The organism is Enterobacter sp. J49 (assembly GCF_002148625.1).
Taxonomy (GTDB): Bacteria; Pseudomonadota; Gammaproteobacteria; order Enterobacterales; family Enterobacteriaceae; genus Enterobacter; species Enterobacter ludwigii.
Window position 1 is genome coordinate 168,755 of sequence record NZ_MWPY01000033.1, and the last position, 15,418, is coordinate 184,172.

Consider the following 15,418-nt stretch of genomic DNA (forward strand, 5'->3'; position numbering starts at 1 on the left):
CTGATCTAACTAATCGGGTACGACGATTACGGTGAAACCCTCATTAATTCTGTTGTCAGCATAACTTTCTGGTGTGCGGAATATCACTCGTATTACGGGAGATAGCACAACGTGAATTAGCATCATTTTAAGCAGGCGGCTGATATAAATATCCCTGTCGCAGCAAGTTGTTTAATCAAACGGTATTGCTGCGCTGGCACTTTCCGCGGTAGTGGGAAAAGTGAGACAAACTGTACGAAAAAATAAAGCCGGGTAATGTCGGTTTTATTGTGTACATAGCAAACACGCATGGTCATTCATTGCCATGTATTTTCCAATCGAGACGTAAGGATATTCTACAAATGAGTACTTTTACTGTAATACCCGCAAATCAGTCTGCAGATAATAATGCGAAAATGATTTATCAGTGGTTGTGTGGTCTGTCCGAACGACAGGGTAAAAAGCTCATTTCAGGTATTTTTGGTGGCTATAGCAATATCGGCGGCGTCGATGCTTTTTCCCTGCAACAAGGAAAAGACCTGCAGGCCCTGACCGGGAAATTCCCCGCTATTTATAGCGCTGACTATGCCCGTGGCTGGGATGCCTGTACCCCTGGAGAGGAAGCCAGTTTGATCGATTTTGGTTGTAATGCCGATCTGATCGACCACTGGAAAAAAGGCGGACTGGTCGCGATCAGTCACCATTTACCAAACCCTTGTTTTGCGGGGAATAATCCTGGTGATGGAAAGGGGGCTCTCAAGCATCCTGTGAGTAATGATGAATTTTCTGCAATCTTACAGTCTGGAACACCGGCGCGTGGGCGCTGGCTGGCAATGCTTGATAAGGTCGCTCAGGGCCTACAGCAACTGAATGAGAAAGGTGTCACCGTCTTTTATCGACCCTTGCATGAGATGAATGGCGAGTGGTTCTGGTGGGGGGCAACCGGTGAGAATACAAACGATACTGTACGTATGGATCTGTATCGACGCCTGTATCAGGATATCTTTAACTATTTCGTTAAAACGAAAGGGTTAAACAATTTACTCTGGGTCTTCTCTCCTGATGCAAACCGGGATTATAAGACATCTTATTACCCTGGCGCAGAGTATGTTGATATTACTGGCCTGGATTTGTATACAGACAATCCTGCCACTGTAAACGGTTACGATGAAATGGTGGCATTGAATAAGCCGTTTGCCTTTGCAGAAGTGGGGCCATCAACAATTAACGGCCAGTTTGATTATGCAAACTTAGTGAGTGTTATTCTTCAGAAATACCCTAAAGCAACCATGTTTATCCCCTGGAACAATGACTGGAGCCCGCTGAAAAACCTGAATGCCTCTGGTGCATACAATAATGACCGGGTAATAAATCTCGGAGAGGTATGGAACGGCAGCGTTCTGAGTTAATGTACGTTCCGGTGTCACGTTGATGCACCATATAAAATGGTTGAAGTCGCTGGCCCAATCGTTAACGCTATAGAAGATGCTAAAATGTTCAGAGTCTGGCGACGCGATCATCGCGAATATGTCATCCAGATTCTGGGTTAAACGTGAACGGGGGCCAGAGGGTCCCCGTTTTTTTCCTCTGCCTGCGGGAGACTGCAAGATGTTAGCTACGATCCTTGTCGCTATTGTTGCATTAATTCATCTCTACATACTTGTGCTGGAAATGTTCCTGTGGAACACAAAAACAGGCCACAAGGCATTTAATCTCAGCCCTGATTTTGCACGCGATACCCGCGTGCTGGCCGCAAATCAGGGGTTGTATAACGGTTTTCTGGCGGCGGGACTGCTCTGGGGACTGTGGCTTGGTGAAAGCGGTGTTCCTGTGGTCTTCTTCTTTTTGACCTGCGTGCTGATTGCGGGCATTTACGGTGCCATGACCGCCAGCCGAAAAATACTCTGTGTTCAGGCTTTACCGGCGCTGGCTGCATTGATTGCATTGTGGTTGCGTTGATTAACAAGGCTTTGGTCTAAGAGTGCCGTCCGATATACTTACGCATTACCCTTAAAGGTCAGAGAAGAGACTGTTTATGCCCAATGAAATTCCACTTAAGTATTATGACATCGTCGATGAATACGCGTCGGAAGCCGCGGAGCCGGTAAGTGAGGCAGAGCGCGATCCTCTTGCCTGTTATTTCCAGTTGCTGCTCACCCGTTTATCGAACAATGAAGAGATCAGCGAGGAAGCCCAGCAAGAGATGGCGAGTGAAGCCGGCATCCGTAGCGCGCGCATTGATGATATTGCGAACTTCCTCAATCAGTGGGGAAATGAATAGTCCGCCTCAAAAACCGTTGTGATGATGCTTTGCTAAACAGCTCAGCATCACGCTATCGGACCACATGCATTTTTTATCCGGGATGTGCGTTGAGGGTTTACCGATGAGCAGGGCGAAAATAACGATCAGGAAAAAGAGTACCAGCGGAAACAACAGAGAATTTTTCACGTTTTAACCAAATGAGAGTGTGCTTCAGGGTAATCTACGGTCTGAATGTGACGACTATATGTTTTTAGGAAAGAAATGGAAACGTCTGATCTGGAAAAACATTACCACGACACCAACGCGAAGACGCTGGCGCTCTGGGAAACGCGGGACGGTATCGGAGCGGTAAGGGAGCCGTTTTATGCTACGCAAAAGCTCGCACTGGCGACAGGTTTCCAGCCGGAAATGGCCGCGTCTGTCGACATATTGTTTCAGGAACTGCGGGCGTTGACCCGCCACGATTCTTTAGTAGACCTCCAGCCGCCATCCGGCTTCCATTTCACCTTCGTACCCATAACGCTCCCTCTCTACGACGAGAATGCACCGTTACCGACGAAGATGCATCAGCTTATCGACGCATGGATCCCTTTTGCCGGTCTGGGTATCACGGTTCGGGAACTCCGGCTGGTGGCATTGCCCAACCAGCTCTTGCTTGCAGGCATACCCGATACACTTGCCTTGAGGCAGCGGCAGGCGTTTTGTGAACGTCTGTTAACGACGGACTGGCAAGAGGCGTTGCGCTTACGCCATGGCAATACCCCTTTGCCAGCGCCGTTCTGGCACACTACGCTGTTACGCTACCAGGCAGACTGTCTGCCTGAATCACTGAGGGCGTTTTTCCGTGAGCGCCGCATGCAGCGTTACGGTGAGGTTTGCGGAGAGCTAAAACTCAACGTCGTGAATTATAACTGGACGCTATGCAGAGCCGTCACGTCGTCAATGTTGACATGCTAACGCGCTGGTTTTTGCTTATCGTTGTTAAGTTGCTGCGTCAGTTCATCAATGGTCAGTGATTTAGAGAAATACCATCCCTGAATCAGGGCATCAGGATACCGGTCTGCGATAAAGCGATATTGCGTTTCGCTTTCCACACCTTCAAAGACGAGCGTTTTATTCAGTCTGGCGAGGGCGTCACTAAAGATGACGAATATATTTTGTTTATAATGCTCATTAATACCATCTACCAGCGATTTGTCTATTTTGATCTCATCGTATTCCAGAAGCGATATGCGGGCGAGGTTAGAGTTTTGTACTCCAAAATCGTCAATTGATATTCTCACACCCAGTGATTTTAACGCCTGACAAAACCCTTCGAGAACATCCGCAGTGGAGACCGCCTTTTCAGAGAGTTCGACTTTTATCAAGGAGAGTGGAATGCTATTCACTAAACACTCACGACACAGAATCTTAATGAATTGCCCGTCTTCAATCTCGGTTCGACCAATGTTTAATGAAATCACCAGCTGATGTTTAATCGCCAGCGAGGCGATTTCTGCCAGGGATTTTTCGATGATATTGATATAATACTTTTGATACAGGCCAATTTTCTTAATTAAGGGAATAAAGAGCTCAGGCGAGACCTCTCCATGATTGTTATCGCGCCATCTCGACAGAACTTCAACGCCCACCATTTTTTTATCCTGGATTCGAATAATGGGCTGGTAGTTAACGCTGATGGTATTGGCTTTTACCGCGTTAACCAGCGTGCGCTCCAGTGAGAACCGATCTTCATAGATGCGGAAGAAAAACAGCGTGATCGCTATCCAGATGAAAGCCAGAATTGCCGTGAGAAGGGTAAACACCACCAGCGACAACGAAGCCAGCCCTGCGTTGTGATGCTTCACGATAACACACAAATCCCATACGGCGCTGCACTGCGTCAGGGTTAAGGTAAACAGATTTGAATGCAGCCAGCTCTGTTCTTTTATCACCGGGGAGGCTGAGAAAAATGTTCTGCCGAAATCTTTGGTCGTCGTACTCAGTGAATAGTTCGCCGTAATCGGCGTGAACTTATCGTAAGCATAGCGGGAGGTGAATATAATCACGTTATTATAAATTGCCGCATTGCCTGTAAAAAAATCTTTTCTGGAAAACTGTGCCAGAAGAAAACCCCGTGGCGTTTTATGCAGCTCTGCAGGAAGGGCAACGGGAGTGGCGAGTTTACCCCAAAAAGCAGTACAGGCTATTTTCCCCTTTTCAATAAAACCGATATCCCCGAAATAGAGGCTATCTAACTTTATCTGCCTGTAACTATCGAGACTGGTTTTATCACAACCCTGTGTAGTAATGCTTTTGAGCGCCTGCGCCACACTTTGAGACAGGCCTTCTGAATATTGCAAAAGGGAATGGGAAACCTCGAGCTGTTTGCTCTTTTCCTGGGCCACGATAACCGCATTAACCGCGTAGAGAGAGAGGGCGACCAGCAACGTTGAAATGATAGCAACGGCAATGATCTTTTTCATTTTCCAGTGGTCCCGTCCGCTCCCTGATTTCACAAATCTTAACACAGCCAGGGCAAGGCACAAGCCTGATAATAACGGAGGTTTATCTTATTCAGTCAGAGTAACTCATGCGGAAGTACCAGTTTTTTAAGATAAATCTTAACTAAACTTTTCACATTGCTTTAAGCAGCGCAGAGTTTGCCAGGCGATCGCCTTATACAGGTCATAAATGAGCATTTTTCTCTTAAGGAAAAAATCGTGCGCAACGTTATGCTCCCCATTCTGTGTGCCTTATTTGTGTTTCTGAGTGGCATGCTGATCATTAACTGGCAGTTGTGGCATATGGCCCGGTCAAATTATGCCGAAACCGCCGCCGCAAGCACGCGTAAAATTGAGGCCATTCTTGCTGAGGCTGTCAGTGCTGCAGATACCGCAAAACGGGTCGCCGCTGAAGGGTGTACCGACACCGGACAACGTGAACTGGGTTCGGAAGCTGCGCTGAAACCGCATCTTCGCGCCATTATGATTGAGCAGCAGGGCAGGATCGTCTGTACCTCCCTTCCCGGAAACGGCGTATTGATTGTTCGCCCGCAGACGCTGCCCAACAAAGAATTGATGCTGCTCCCCGGTAATCGCCTGGTGAACGGCATTCCGGTGTTACTTTTTCAGATGCCCGTCGCGAAAGGGCGCGTTATCGTAAGCGTTAGCGACGCGCATTTGCGGGATGTTATTGCGAGTGCAGCAAACAGCACGGGGCTGAGGCTGGTTGTTGGCGAAAAAGCGATAGCCGGCGCGGGGGATGTGACCGGCTGGCCCCCCGTGAAGTGGGCGGGTTCCTTAACAGCATCGGCACATTTTCCGTTTAGCATGGCCTGGCAGCCTCCCGCCTTTTTCAGCCTGACGCGTTTACTGCACCAGGGATGGAGCCTGATACTGCTTATCCTTGCGTTATCTGCGGCTGTTGGCATTCTTATCCGTCGCTAGAGGGGGAAAAGCAGCTCGTTTGAAGACGATCTGCGTAAAGCCATCATCCACGGCCAGATCGTTCCGTACTATCAGCCGATCGTGAATGGTGATACCGGCGGTTTGTATGGCGTGGAAGTACTGGCAAGGTGGAAGCACCCAAAATCAGGCTTTATCCCACCGGATGTTTTTATTCCGATTGCCGAGCGCAGCGGTCTGATAATTCCGCTGACCAAAAATTTAATGGCGAAAGTGGTGACCGAGCTTAAGCCGCTTTTGCCTAAGTTGCCGGACGGATTTCACATCGGGGTGAACATCAGCGCCAGACACATCAATGCGCCTTCTTTTATCGCTGACTGCCGGGTCTTTGGAAAAGGCTTTTATGGTAAAGAGGTCAAACTGGTTCTCGAAGTGACCGAGCGTGAACCGCTGATCGATAATCCTCATCTGGTGGAAAATCTCAATGCGTTACATAACGCCGGTTTCGTCATTGCGCTTGATGACTTTGGGACCGGGTATTCCGGACTCTCCTGTCTGCACGCGCTGGCGATTGATTATATTAAAATCGATAAAAGTTTCGTGAACCGGGTATCAGAGGCGAAAGACTCTACGATCCTGCTGGACTGTGTGATTGACCTGGCGAAAAAACTCTCACTGCATATCGTGGCTGAAGGGGTAGAAACGAAGGAGCAACTGGACTATCTCAACCGTAATCAGATTACCCTGTTGCAGGGATACTATTTTGGTAAACCGGTCTCGTATAAAGAATTTATTAAAGTCATCTTATCTAAGCCCCTGGAGAAGGTCAGTCTGTAAGAGATTTTTTCTGTGAAAGGGGCCCAGTAATAATATCTGATGCTCGTTTGCGAAAAGCGAAATATCATCAGATTTCTGTTGTATGCTTAAGTGCAATTCATTTTCCTCTTATCCTGAGCTTTGTTACAGTGACTCTAGTTGTCAGCCAGGGATGTCAGGCGTGATAAGGTGGAAGAGCTCGTGCATGTGAAAAATACTTTTTACACAACAACTATTACCGTCATCATTGTCTCATTGATCATTTCGCTGTCGCTTGCCGTCCAAATTACCACGTCCAGGCAGCAGTCAATCCAGCAAATAAACACCAGCGTTGCCAACCTGAGCCATACCTTAGACGTGTACAGCGAAGGGATCATGCGCCAAAGTGAAATGTTGATTACTTCGGTTTCCGACATAATCAAAATTTATGGCATGACCCCACAACAGGCCAAAAATATCCAGCGGATGATAAGCAATCAGGATAATCTTCTTATCCAGATAAATAATGTGGTTGTTTACGATGCGCAAGGGAATATTTTTACGGCACTGCATGAAAGTTTTTCCGGACCCCGGAAAGGGGTGGACAGGTCGTTTTTTATCTACCACAAAGAAAATAAGAGCCAGCAGATTTTTATTGGCCAGCCGGTGGTCAGCAGAACGAATGGTAAATGGGTCATAACCATTAGTCGTCGGCTGGAAACCCCTACCGGCGCGTTTAACGGTGTCGTTGTGGTTACGCTGGGTATCGAAAATTTTCTGGCGTTATACGGGCAGATCAATATTGGTCACTCAGGCGTGATCGGCTTAACAACCCAGTCAGGCGTGTTGCTGGTGCGTCATCCGTTTAAAAATAATTACATTGGTGCGATTGTTTCGGATTCGCCTCTCTTCAGGACATACCTCAAGGTACAAAACGCGGGTATCGCCAGCTCTGTCTCACGGTTTGATAAAATCGAACGCATTTATGCTTTCGAGAAGAACAAGCGCTACGGGCTCGTCACCACCGTGGCGGTCAGTACGCAAGAAGCGCTCGCCCCCTGGCGCAAGCAGGCTCTCCAGCTTTCTGTACTCATTTTGGTTTTTACCGCGATACTCATTGCGGCGTCCTGTTTCCTCTATTCCGATTTATCCAGAAAAACACGGGATAACAGAGCGCTGAAGATTATTGCGTCTGAAGATGCGCTAACCGGGCTTTTCAACCGACGCATTTTTGATGAAAAAATTCTGTCAGAAATTGCGGCCTGTGCGGCCAGCGACGCCCCGATTTCGGTGTTGATTGTCGATGTGGACTACTTCAAAAAATACAACGATAACTATGGTCATCCCGAAGGGGACCGCTGTTTAACCCTGCTGGGAAATAGCCTCAGGGAGAGCCTCAACCGGGACAACCAGGTTGTGGCGCGCTATGGCGGGGAAGAGTTTGCACTGATCCTGCCAGACACGGATATTCAGGAAGCGCTCCGCCTCGGTCAGACGATCATTCGCAATGTCTTTTCGCTGCATATTGAACATGCTTTCAGTCCCTTCGGGCGGGTCACGGTTAGCGTCGGGATCTCCACTGCGCGTGCCGTGGATATCGCGGGCAGCCAGCAGAACATCATTATAGCCGCCGACCAGGCGCTCTATCAGGCAAAACGTGCAGGGCGAAACCGGCACGCTTTTGTTGCGGTGTAGGCAAAAAAAAGCCCACTCTAGAGTGGGCAAGAAATACTGGAAGCAATGTGAGCAATGTCGTACTGAATACCTGAGTGTTTCACTCAACTATTCAGTGTTGAGAAAGATAATCTTTCTCAACAAAAGATGCAACCCCACATTTCTTGTGGTGCTGTTGATGATTAAACGCGCACTCTCTCACTGTGATGCTTATCACAAATTTCCTTTCTGAAATCCTGTGCTATCCTTTCTTGTGTCGTTGATTTAATGACAAAAACCATACGGAGAGGAAACTTATGGGAATTTTATCCTGGATTATCTTTGGGCTTATTGCAGGTATTCTGGCGAAGTGGATTATGCCGGGCAAAGATGGCGGTGGGTTTATCGTCACCGTAATACTGGGGATTATCGGTGCAGTGGTGGGCGGTTGGATCAGTACGCTGTTCGGCTTTGGTAAGGTCGATGGCTTTAACTTCGGCAGCTTCGCTGTCGCGGTGATCGGTGCGTTGGTTGTTCTGTTTATTTACAGAAAAATCAAAAGCTAAGCCTGATAAATGTTGAAAAAGGCTGCCATATGGCGGCCTTTTTACGTGGTGGGTTTACCACCAGCCTAGCTGCGAGCCTGCAACAGCCACGATTGCCACGATCAGCATAATGAGGGTTGTTTTTCTCATTTATGCCCCCGGAGCAGCGTAACCACCAACAAAAAACCAGGCAAAAAACACTACCGCCGTTATAAAAATAACGACCGGGAAGAGGATCCCTATTCTCATACCATCACCTGTTTCGGTTTTTATAACGCCGTAGAGTGTACGGGGTTAATCCATCGCGAGAAAGCACGTTTTGCTTTTTCCTTTCTTATGCTGATACATCGCGACATCAGCCGCGCGTAACGCACTGTCCGGATCGGTCACGGTGGGGTCAACTTCAATCACACCGAAGCTGGCGCCAGGATAAATAATGTTCACGCTCCCCAGCCAGTATTCTCCTGCAATACGGGCGTCGAGGCGCGTTTTAAGCAGGTTAATCTGTGTGTTCTCACCCGTACTGTTGGTTTGGCTAAGTGAGGCCACCAGAAACTCATCACCGCCCAGCCTGCCAATTATTTCGTCCGCCTGTTTTTCTTCAGTCAGACGTTTACCCACTTCAATCAGGAACCGATCGCCTGATTCATGTCCGTAACGGTCATTAATCAGCTTGAAATCATCAAGGTCGATAAACGCGATGATGGCGTTGCGTTTAAGGTGCTTTGCCAGTGAAAACAGGGTCGTCAGCTCTTCGAAGATGGCGCGGCGGTTTGGTAATCCGGTAAGGGCATCGGTATAAGAGTGCGCAATGAGTGCCGCATTGGCTTCCCGAAGCTGGATCACCAGCGACTCTTTCTGAATATACTGGGCAATCAACCCGGCGAATAATTTCAGAACTTGTTCACCGCGATCGCTGGGATGTTTCTTTTCCGTGCTGGTGGCGCAGAGCGTGCCATAGAGTGAACCATCCGCAAGATGAATAGGGATACTCATGTAGGTTGTAATGCCAAGGGCTTTCGCGGCATCGCAATCCGGCCAGCGCTCAGCCACCTCGTTACTGAACAACGTACCACTCTCAATGGCGCGCTTACACAACGTGTCGCCCCAGGGAACGCTCAGCCCCTCTGGGATCTGCATCTGCTTGCTGTTGCGGGCGTAGAGGATATGCTGCAGCCGCGCATTGATATCGACCTTCGTCAGGTAGGTGGACTCCATTTCAGTCACAATCTCCAGCATCTCCAGCAGCTGGCGGACGAGACTTTCAAGGGACTGCTCAGTGGCGAGCGTTTCTGAAACACGGGCAAGGATAATATCCGACATGACGTAGGCTCACTCCCATGCAGAAGACGTCTGCATCTGCATGTTATGCTGAATTTTTCGACTTCGGGCATAGTAAAACATGAATATAAAAATATTAATATTCATCACAGGGGAGCGGGGGAGAAAAAAAGCCCCGATGTTGAGACCGGGGCAAAGACATCTTGATTACGGAATGATGTTCTCTGGTCATTGAGAACACGTGCCACTGTAGTGTGGAAAAGTGCAGTTAAGATGGAGAAATCGTGGAGAAAGCGGCGGTGACCCGTTACCCTTAAAGTCTGATGAAGTTAAAAGGATCAATGAGATGAGATTACTGCTTCTGGCACTGGCGTTACCGCTGGCCGCCTGTACCTCCAAAACATCCCCGCCTGATGCCCCGAAACCGCCCCATGTTATCGGGATGGCTAATCCCGCCTCCGTCTACTGCCTGAATAAAGGCGGGGAACAGGTCCCGGTTCAGAGCCCGCAAGGGGTTCGCACGGAGTGCAAGTTGCCTGGCGGCGAAGTGATCGATGAATGGGCGCTTTATCGTCGCGATCATCCGCAACCTGCCAGGTGACAGCGGGACAGTGGCTGCGGTACACTTCTCTTTAGGATTATTCTTAGCCTTTCGATGGCTACCGTTATCGTGAGAGAAGTATGTTTCAGCTTAAACCGGGCAGCATGGCGATGATCATCGGTGCCCGCACGGCGTCCGGCCGTCGTAATATTGGTAAATCTGTTGAACTGTTTGGCCTGTGTCAGCCCGGCCAGCGTTTCGTTAACCCGGTCAATGGCGTCATGACGCAGTTACCCACCACCTCGGATCGCGCGCTTTGGCTGGTGACCGGTGATGTCTTCGCGTTTGACAATCAGCACGGCTTTGCGTTTATTCGTGCCGAACATCTGATGCCGCTTACCCCGGATACGGCGCCGCAAATCCTTGATGAACTGATGATCGACTGACTAGACATTACGCAGCCAGTCGGCTAACACCAGGGCGTGATTGTGTTCCTTATCTTTCGCGCCATAGAGAAGGGTTAAGGTCTGCTTGCTGGCCAGCGCCGCAAGACGCAACCCCTCGTCCTTGTGCTGCGCCAGCTCTTCCCGGTACGCCTTGCTGAAGGCGTTGAAATCAAGGGTTTCGCTATGAAACGCCTTGCGTAAATCATTGGACGGGGTGAGCGTTTTACACCATTCATCATACGCGAGATCGGTTTTCTTCACGCCACGCGGCCAGAGTCTGTCTACCAGCACCCGATAACCATCGTCCGGGCTTGCCTGTTCGTATACGCGTTTACACTGGATCATCTTTTCTCCTCACCTGCGGCAAAACGTTCTGCGTATTACTCTAGCACTTTGTCTTTACCCACCCAATTTAAGGTATTGTGATAATTGCAGAAGATCGGTAGTCTGAGGTTCCTTATGTTATCTGCTAATACTCAGGCATAAGGAACCTTTCATGGAACACCTCCCGGCTAAAACCACACTGCGCATTGCGCTGGTTGGCGATTACAATCCCGATGTTATTGCGCACCAGGCGATCCCGCTGGCAATTGACGACGCCGCTGCCGTTCTTGACCTCACCGCTGATTATGACTGGCTCGCGACCACGGAACTGACCAGCCCGGAAGATCTGGTAGGTTATGACGCTATCTGGCTGGTTCCCGCAAGCCCGTACAAAAACACGGCGGCGGCCTTTATCGCTGCACGCTACGCACGCGAAAACAGCATTCCCTTCCTCGGCACCTGCGGCGGGTTCCAGCATGCGCTGATTGAGTACGCCCGTAATGTGCTGGGCTGGCACGATGCGGCTCACGCCGAAACGGATACCGAAGGCACAATGGTGATTGCGCCATTAACCTGCTCGCTGGTGGAAAAAACCGATGCAATTGAGCTGCGCAACAATACGCTCATCGCCAAAGCCTATGGCAAACCGGAAATCGTGGAGGGATATCACTGCAATTACGGTGTGTCGCCGGAATTTGCACGGGAGCTGGAGAGCGGCGAAATGCGCGTCACCGGCTGGGACGAGCAGGGTGAAATTCGCGCCGCGGAGCTACTGACCCATCCGTTCTTCGTGATCACTTTATTCCAGCATGAACGTGCCGCGCTGGAAGGTCGACCGGTGGTGCTGGTACAGGCAATGCTGCGCGCGGCGCGCGGATAAAAAAGGCAGACCTGGTGGTCTGCCATTCTACTAACGGGGCGTGACCTCCCGGTCACGCCCGGCAAGCATACCGCAAATGGCCATGATCACGGCGGCCAGTGCACAGGCCAGAAGCGGATACCGCCAGTCACCGGCAGCATCGTGAATTTTGCCCATCAACGGCGGGCCACAGGCGGCCAGCAGATAGCCAACCGACTGTGCCATGCCGGACAAGGCCGCGGCCTGATGCGCAGAGCTGGCGCGCAGCCCGATGAAGGTCAGGCCAAGGATCATCGTTGCCCCGGTACCAAAACCAAACACCAGCGTCCACATGACCGCCATTCCCGGCGCAAACCACAATCCTGCTGCGCTTATCGCGCACAACAGCGCCACGACGCCGGCGATTGCTCGCTGATCCTTCAGACGATGGAGGATTAGCGGGACAGCGAGACCCGGCACGGCGGTGGCCAGCTGTAAGAGTCCGTGCACAGAACCCGCCTGGGCTTCGCTATACCCGTGGCTGAGCAGGATCGCCGGTAGCCAGCCGATGATGACATAGTAAATCAGCGAGTTAATCCCCAGAAAAAGGGTGACCTGCCAGGCGAGGGCAGAGCGCCAGATGGCGCGGTTATGTAACGCGCCTGCACCGGTCACCGTCGCAACGTGTTTCTGACGCCACTGTGGCAGCCAGAGCAGTAACGCCGCCAGCGGAAAGGCCATCAGCACTAGCAGGGCGCCATGCCAGCCGGCTTCCCCCTGCGCCAGCGGAACAATCAGTGCGGAACCTAACGCCGCGGAGATCCCCATCGTCAGGGAATACGCGCCGGTGAGTCTGGCAACCTGTCCCGGGAAGTTACGTTTAATTAACCCAGGCAACAGCACATTGCCCAGCGCGATACCGCAGCCAATCACCGCCGTACCGATGAAAAGTAGGGGGGCGGAAGGCAGGGAGCGCACAGCAATGCCGACGCAAATCAGCAGCAGGGCGATAAACAGGCTGCGCTCCATGCCGATACGCCGGGCAAAACCTGCGGCGAGCGGGGAGATAAGGGCGAAAGCCAGCAGAGGCAGGGTGGTCAGCAGACCGGTTTGCGCTGTACTCAAGCCATAATCGAGACGAATGGTATCGAGCAGCGGTGCTGCTCCGGTAAAGGTGACGCGAAGCGTAGTGGCAATCATCAGGATACCTGCGATCAGCAGCGCGCCCTGTTTTCCTGAAACCCGAATTGCAGTAGTCATTGTGTTCTCATACGTTCAAGCGAGCGCACACAATACCGATTTTCTCCACGGTTGAAATCAGGCTAAAATGACAGTTTATCGCTAATATCGGACAACCTGATGATTGGTCTCGGACTGGACGGCTACGATCCCGATAGCCAGCATGATGCGGCTGTCGCGTTTCGCATCCGCGTGGTGGCGGAGGAACAATACATTCCGCGACACCAACATCGTAAGGGACAGCTGATTCTGGCGCTGGGGGGAGCCATTACCTGCGAAGTGGAAAACGCCATGCTGATGGTACCGCCCCAATATGCCGTGTGGATCCCTGGCCAGATGCCGCACAGCAATAAGGCCACGCCGGGTGCCCAGCTTTGCTTTTTGTTTATTGAACCCGGAGCGGTAAGTTTGCCCGATCGCTGCTGCACCCTGAAGATCTCCCCTCTGGTGCGGGAACTGATCTTATCGCTGGCGGAAAAATCACGTGAAGCGCTTTCGCTTGCTGCCACATCGCGTCTGGTGGATGTTCTTTTTGACGAGCTACCGCTGCAGCGTCAGGAACATTTGCAACTGCCCGTTTCGCCTCATCCAAAAATCCGGCTGATGAGCGAGAAGATGGCGGAAGAGCCTGCTGCCTGGCAGACGCTGGCGCAATGGGCGAGCCACTTCGCCATGAGTGAGCGCAATCTGGCGCGCCTGGTGGTAAAAGAGACGGGCCTGAGCTTTCGCCGCTGGCGGCATCAGCTGCAGCTTATTGTGGCGTTACAGCTGTTGATTGGGGGGAAGTCGGTACAGCAGGTGGCACAGTCGCTGGGGTACGACTCCACCACCGCGTTTATCACGATGTTTAAGAAGGGGCTGGGGCAGACGCCAGCGCGCTATATTGCCAGCCTGACTATGACTTCCCGATAAACAGTGAGACCAGCCCGGCCGCAATCAGCGGGCCCACCGGAACGCCACGAAAGAGCGCCACACCGAGCACGGTTCCCACCAGCAGACCGGCTACCAGCGAGGGCTGGCTGCTCATCAGCGTAACGCCACGCCCGCCCAGCCACGAGACAAAAACGCCTACCGCTATCGCTATCAGCGATTTCCAGTTTACAAACGAGTGCAGTAGCGTCGAGGCAGGCAGCGTACCGCTGGCGATAGGTGCCATCACCCCAATGGTCAGAATGATGATCCCGATGGTGAGACCTTGTTTTTCTATCCACGGGAAAAAGGTGTTTAACGGGGTCACGCGCACAATGATCAGCACCAGAATTGAGATAGCGACGGTGGTGTTATGGCTGACAAAGCCAAGCGCAGCGAGGGCCAGAAGAATGAGCAGAGTCGGGTCAAACATAAGGAATCCTTGCCAAAAGAGTAAGCCTGCTTACTTTACGCGGAAACACGGCTGAAGACAGTTTTTAAAAAGATTTTACTGCTGTCATAACCCTGTCATTTACGGGGGATAAAACAGGGGCAGGCATCGAAAAAGGGTCGCAAAAATGTACGATCACATGTTTGTCGAAACGCTGATCATCTCTTCATCGTTTTTCGCTGTTGCCATTATCCTGGTCGCGTCAGTTATTTTTCTGGAAAAAAAAGGCTGACGGGATGCCAGCCTACACGATTACGCTTTATGGAACGTCACCAGCTCAGGACGGGCGATACGCAAATAATCTTGCGTATCCATAATCACGGATTTTTCCAGCAGACCGGCGTTAAACGCGATTTCATCGAAACGCTCGAACAGGAGCGGGTCGGCCACCAGTGCCAGATCGGGATGGAAGCTAAAAGGCGGAATGGCGCCAAAAACGCAGGCGGTCAGGGTATCGACTTCGGCAGGGCTTGCGAGAGACGCTTTTATCCCCCCAAAATGGCTGGCAAGCTGGCTTAAATCGGCCTGCAGATCGGCGGCGAGGATCGCCAGAACGTGTTTTTTTACGCCGTTTCCCTTCACCTTACAGACCAGTGCTTTTGCCCCTTGCCCCAGATCGGTTCCGCGGATCTCACTCACCGCTTCACATTTCCCCACGGCGTCATGCTCCATGACGCGAAATCGCGCGCCCTGCTGGGTTAACAACGTAATGAGTTGCTGGTGGGTTGTTGTTCCCTTAACGTCATCAGACATAGCGATTTACCTGTT

The 15,418-nt window shown here is 51.1% G+C and carries 19 protein-coding genes and 1 pseudogene; 12 read left to right on the forward strand and 8 right to left on the reverse strand.

Translation table 11 applies throughout. From position 1 onward, the window contains the following. Positions 1 to 341: 341 nt before the first annotated feature. From BJP35_RS13605 to BJP35_RS13620, 4 genes are all read left to right on the forward strand, one after another. Complete coding sequence (locus BJP35_RS13605) at positions 342 to 1,388, forward strand: glycosyl hydrolase (RefSeq protein ID WP_052951156.1); 1,047 nt, start codon at positions 342 to 344, stop codon at positions 1,386 to 1,388. 199 nt (positions 1,389 to 1,587) lie between these two features. Then, positions 1,588 to 1,938: a DUF1304 domain-containing protein gene (locus BJP35_RS13610; protein WP_032681232.1), complete on the forward strand. Its 351-nt coding sequence runs from the start codon at positions 1,588 to 1,590 to the stop codon at positions 1,936 to 1,938. 76 nt (positions 1,939 to 2,014) lie between these two features. After that, positions 2,015 to 2,260 (forward strand): YmjA family protein, encoded by a 246-nt coding sequence (locus BJP35_RS13615; RefSeq protein ID WP_047744441.1) that lies wholly within the window; start codon positions 2,015 to 2,017, stop codon positions 2,258 to 2,260. 243 nt (positions 2,261 to 2,503) lie between these two features. Continuing rightward, positions 2,504 to 3,199: a hypothetical protein gene (locus BJP35_RS13620; RefSeq protein ID WP_047744444.1), complete on the forward strand. Its 696-nt coding sequence runs from the start codon at positions 2,504 to 2,506 to the stop codon at positions 3,197 to 3,199. Here BJP35_RS13620 and BJP35_RS13625 read toward each other — a convergent pair. Then, positions 3,196 to 4,707: a cyclic diguanylate phosphodiesterase gene (locus BJP35_RS13625; RefSeq protein ID WP_047744446.1), complete on the reverse strand. Its 1,512-nt coding sequence runs from the start codon at positions 4,705 to 4,707 to the stop codon at positions 3,196 to 3,198. The genes BJP35_RS13620 and BJP35_RS13625 overlap by 4 nt on opposite strands. 237 nt (positions 4,708 to 4,944) lie before the next feature. Between BJP35_RS13625 and BJP35_RS13630 the strand changes: the two are divergent. From BJP35_RS13630 to BJP35_RS13640, 3 genes and pseudogenes are all read left to right on the forward strand, one after another. After that, a pseudogene (locus BJP35_RS13630) lies at positions 4,945 to 6,465 on the forward strand (EAL domain-containing protein). 180 nt (positions 6,466 to 6,645) lie between these two features. Next, positions 6,646 to 8,118, forward strand: coding sequence for a sensor domain-containing diguanylate cyclase (locus BJP35_RS13635; protein ID WP_032679672.1), 1,473 nt, complete (start codon positions 6,646 to 6,648; stop codon positions 8,116 to 8,118). 275 nt (positions 8,119 to 8,393) lie between these two features. Beyond that, the gene (locus BJP35_RS13640) at positions 8,394 to 8,642 is read left to right on the forward strand and encodes a GlsB/YeaQ/YmgE family stress response membrane protein (protein ID WP_006174788.1); all 249 of its coding nucleotides are present in this window, start codon (positions 8,394 to 8,396) and stop codon (positions 8,640 to 8,642) included. A gap of 54 nt (positions 8,643 to 8,696) precedes the next feature. Here the strand turns inward: BJP35_RS13640 and yoaJ are convergent, their stop codons facing one another. Genes yoaJ through BJP35_RS13650 form a run of 3 tightly spaced genes read right to left on the reverse strand, consistent with a single transcriptional unit; the run spans position 8,697 to position 9,944 of the window. Next, positions 8,697 to 8,771 (reverse strand): protein YoaJ, encoded by a 75-nt coding sequence (gene yoaJ / locus BJP35_RS24845; RefSeq protein ID WP_071605476.1) that lies wholly within the window; start codon positions 8,769 to 8,771, stop codon positions 8,697 to 8,699. Further along, positions 8,772 to 8,870, reverse strand: a complete 99-nt coding sequence (locus tag BJP35_RS13645) for a YoaK family small membrane protein (protein ID WP_086463331.1) — start codon at positions 8,868 to 8,870, stop codon at positions 8,772 to 8,774. A 45-nt stretch (positions 8,871 to 8,915) separates the two neighbouring features. Continuing rightward, a complete protein-coding gene (locus tag BJP35_RS13650; RefSeq protein WP_044868073.1) occupies positions 8,916 to 9,944 on the reverse strand; it encodes a sensor domain-containing diguanylate cyclase in 1,029 nt (342 codons plus the stop codon). Between the two features lie 304 nt (positions 9,945 to 10,248). Here BJP35_RS13650 and BJP35_RS13655 point away from each other — a divergent pair, with 304 nt between their 5' ends. Then, positions 10,249 to 10,503 (forward strand): DUF333 domain-containing protein, encoded by a 255-nt coding sequence (locus BJP35_RS13655; protein ID WP_020884447.1) that lies wholly within the window; start codon positions 10,249 to 10,251, stop codon positions 10,501 to 10,503. A gap of 80 nt (positions 10,504 to 10,583) precedes the next feature. After that, positions 10,584 to 10,889 (forward strand): hypothetical protein, encoded by a 306-nt coding sequence (locus BJP35_RS13660; RefSeq protein WP_020884446.1) that lies wholly within the window; start codon positions 10,584 to 10,586, stop codon positions 10,887 to 10,889. Here the strand turns inward: BJP35_RS13660 and BJP35_RS13665 are convergent, their stop codons facing one another. After that, complete coding sequence (locus BJP35_RS13665) at positions 10,890 to 11,234, reverse strand: DUF488 domain-containing protein (RefSeq protein WP_014169629.1); 345 nt, start codon at positions 11,232 to 11,234, stop codon at positions 10,890 to 10,892. A 151-nt stretch (positions 11,235 to 11,385) separates the two neighbouring features. Between BJP35_RS13665 and BJP35_RS13670 the strand changes: the two genes are divergently transcribed. Next, positions 11,386 to 12,093, forward strand: a complete 708-nt coding sequence (locus BJP35_RS13670; protein ID WP_014169630.1) for a CTP synthase — start codon at positions 11,386 to 11,388, stop codon at positions 12,091 to 12,093. A 30-nt stretch (positions 12,094 to 12,123) separates the two neighbouring features. Here BJP35_RS13670 and BJP35_RS13675 read toward each other — a convergent pair whose 3' ends face one another. Then, on the reverse strand, positions 12,124 to 13,311 hold the full coding sequence (locus tag BJP35_RS13675; protein WP_047744451.1) for a CynX/NimT family MFS transporter: 1,188 nt from the start codon (positions 13,309 to 13,311) through the stop codon (positions 12,124 to 12,126). A gap of 99 nt (positions 13,312 to 13,410) precedes the next feature. Between BJP35_RS13675 and BJP35_RS13680 the strand changes: the two genes are divergently transcribed. Continuing rightward, positions 13,411 to 14,202, forward strand: a complete 792-nt coding sequence (locus BJP35_RS13680; RefSeq protein WP_020884444.1) for a helix-turn-helix transcriptional regulator — start codon at positions 13,411 to 13,413, stop codon at positions 14,200 to 14,202. Here BJP35_RS13680 and BJP35_RS13685 read toward each other — a convergent pair. Further along, positions 14,186 to 14,632: a DUF441 domain-containing protein gene (locus tag BJP35_RS13685; protein WP_014169633.1), complete on the reverse strand. Its 447-nt coding sequence runs from the start codon at positions 14,630 to 14,632 to the stop codon at positions 14,186 to 14,188. The two genes, BJP35_RS13680 and BJP35_RS13685, sit on opposite strands and share 17 nt — an antisense overlap. A 145-nt stretch (positions 14,633 to 14,777) precedes the next feature. Here BJP35_RS13685 and yoaI point away from each other — a divergent pair, with 145 nt between their 5' ends. After that, positions 14,778 to 14,882: a small membrane protein YoaI gene (gene yoaI / locus BJP35_RS24630; protein WP_014169634.1), complete on the forward strand. Its 105-nt coding sequence runs from the start codon at positions 14,778 to 14,780 to the stop codon at positions 14,880 to 14,882. 20 nt (positions 14,883 to 14,902) lie between these two features. Here yoaI and BJP35_RS13695 read toward each other — a convergent pair whose 3' ends face one another. Then, a complete protein-coding gene (locus BJP35_RS13695) occupies positions 14,903 to 15,403 on the reverse strand; it encodes a YbaK/prolyl-tRNA synthetase associated domain-containing protein (protein WP_014169635.1) in 501 nt (166 codons plus the stop codon). Positions 15,404 to 15,418 lie beyond the last annotated feature (15 nt).

What these genes read in the sequence shown, in the direction of transcription:
- BJP35_RS13665 (WP_014169629.1), bottom strand. Translation starts at nt 11,234, where the DNA reads ATGATCCAGTGTAAACGCGTATACGAACAGGCAAGCCCGGACGATGGT.
- yoaI (WP_014169634.1), top strand. Translation starts at nt 14,778, where the DNA reads ATGTACGATCACATGTTTGTCGAAACGCTGATCATCTCTTCATCGTTT.
- BJP35_RS13605 (WP_052951156.1), top strand. Translation starts at nt 342, where the DNA reads ATGAGTACTTTTACTGTAATACCCGCAAATCAGTCTGCAGATAATAAT.
- BJP35_RS13615 (WP_047744441.1), top strand. Translation starts at nt 2,015, where the DNA reads ATGCCCAATGAAATTCCACTTAAGTATTATGACATCGTCGATGAATAC.
- BJP35_RS13680 (WP_020884444.1), top strand. Translation starts at nt 13,411, where the DNA reads ATGATTGGTCTCGGACTGGACGGCTACGATCCCGATAGCCAGCATGAT.
- BJP35_RS13620 (WP_047744444.1), top strand. Translation starts at nt 2,504, where the DNA reads ATGGAAACGTCTGATCTGGAAAAACATTACCACGACACCAACGCGAAG.
- BJP35_RS13625 (WP_047744446.1), bottom strand. Translation starts at nt 4,707, where the DNA reads ATGAAAAAGATCATTGCCGTTGCTATCATTTCAACGTTGCTGGTCGCC.
- BJP35_RS13675 (WP_047744451.1), bottom strand. Translation starts at nt 13,311, where the DNA reads ATGACTACTGCAATTCGGGTTTCAGGAAAACAGGGCGCGCTGCTGATC.
- BJP35_RS13645 (WP_086463331.1), bottom strand. Translation starts at nt 8,870, where the DNA reads ATGAGAATAGGGATCCTCTTCCCGGTCGTTATTTTTATAACGGCGGTA.
- BJP35_RS13660 (WP_020884446.1), top strand. Translation starts at nt 10,584, where the DNA reads ATGTTTCAGCTTAAACCGGGCAGCATGGCGATGATCATCGGTGCCCGC.
- BJP35_RS13650 (WP_044868073.1), bottom strand. Translation starts at nt 9,944, where the DNA reads ATGTCGGATATTATCCTTGCCCGTGTTTCAGAAACGCTCGCCACTGAG.
- BJP35_RS13610 (WP_032681232.1), top strand. Translation starts at nt 1,588, where the DNA reads ATGTTAGCTACGATCCTTGTCGCTATTGTTGCATTAATTCATCTCTAC.
- BJP35_RS13695 (WP_014169635.1), bottom strand. Translation starts at nt 15,403, where the DNA reads ATGTCTGATGACGTTAAGGGAACAACAACCCACCAGCAACTCATTACG.
- BJP35_RS13640 (WP_006174788.1), top strand. Translation starts at nt 8,394, where the DNA reads ATGGGAATTTTATCCTGGATTATCTTTGGGCTTATTGCAGGTATTCTG.
- BJP35_RS13685 (WP_014169633.1), bottom strand. Translation starts at nt 14,632, where the DNA reads ATGTTTGACCCGACTCTGCTCATTCTTCTGGCCCTCGCTGCGCTTGGC.
- BJP35_RS13670 (WP_014169630.1), top strand. Translation starts at nt 11,386, where the DNA reads ATGGAACACCTCCCGGCTAAAACCACACTGCGCATTGCGCTGGTTGGC.
- BJP35_RS13655 (WP_020884447.1), top strand. Translation starts at nt 10,249, where the DNA reads ATGAGATTACTGCTTCTGGCACTGGCGTTACCGCTGGCCGCCTGTACC.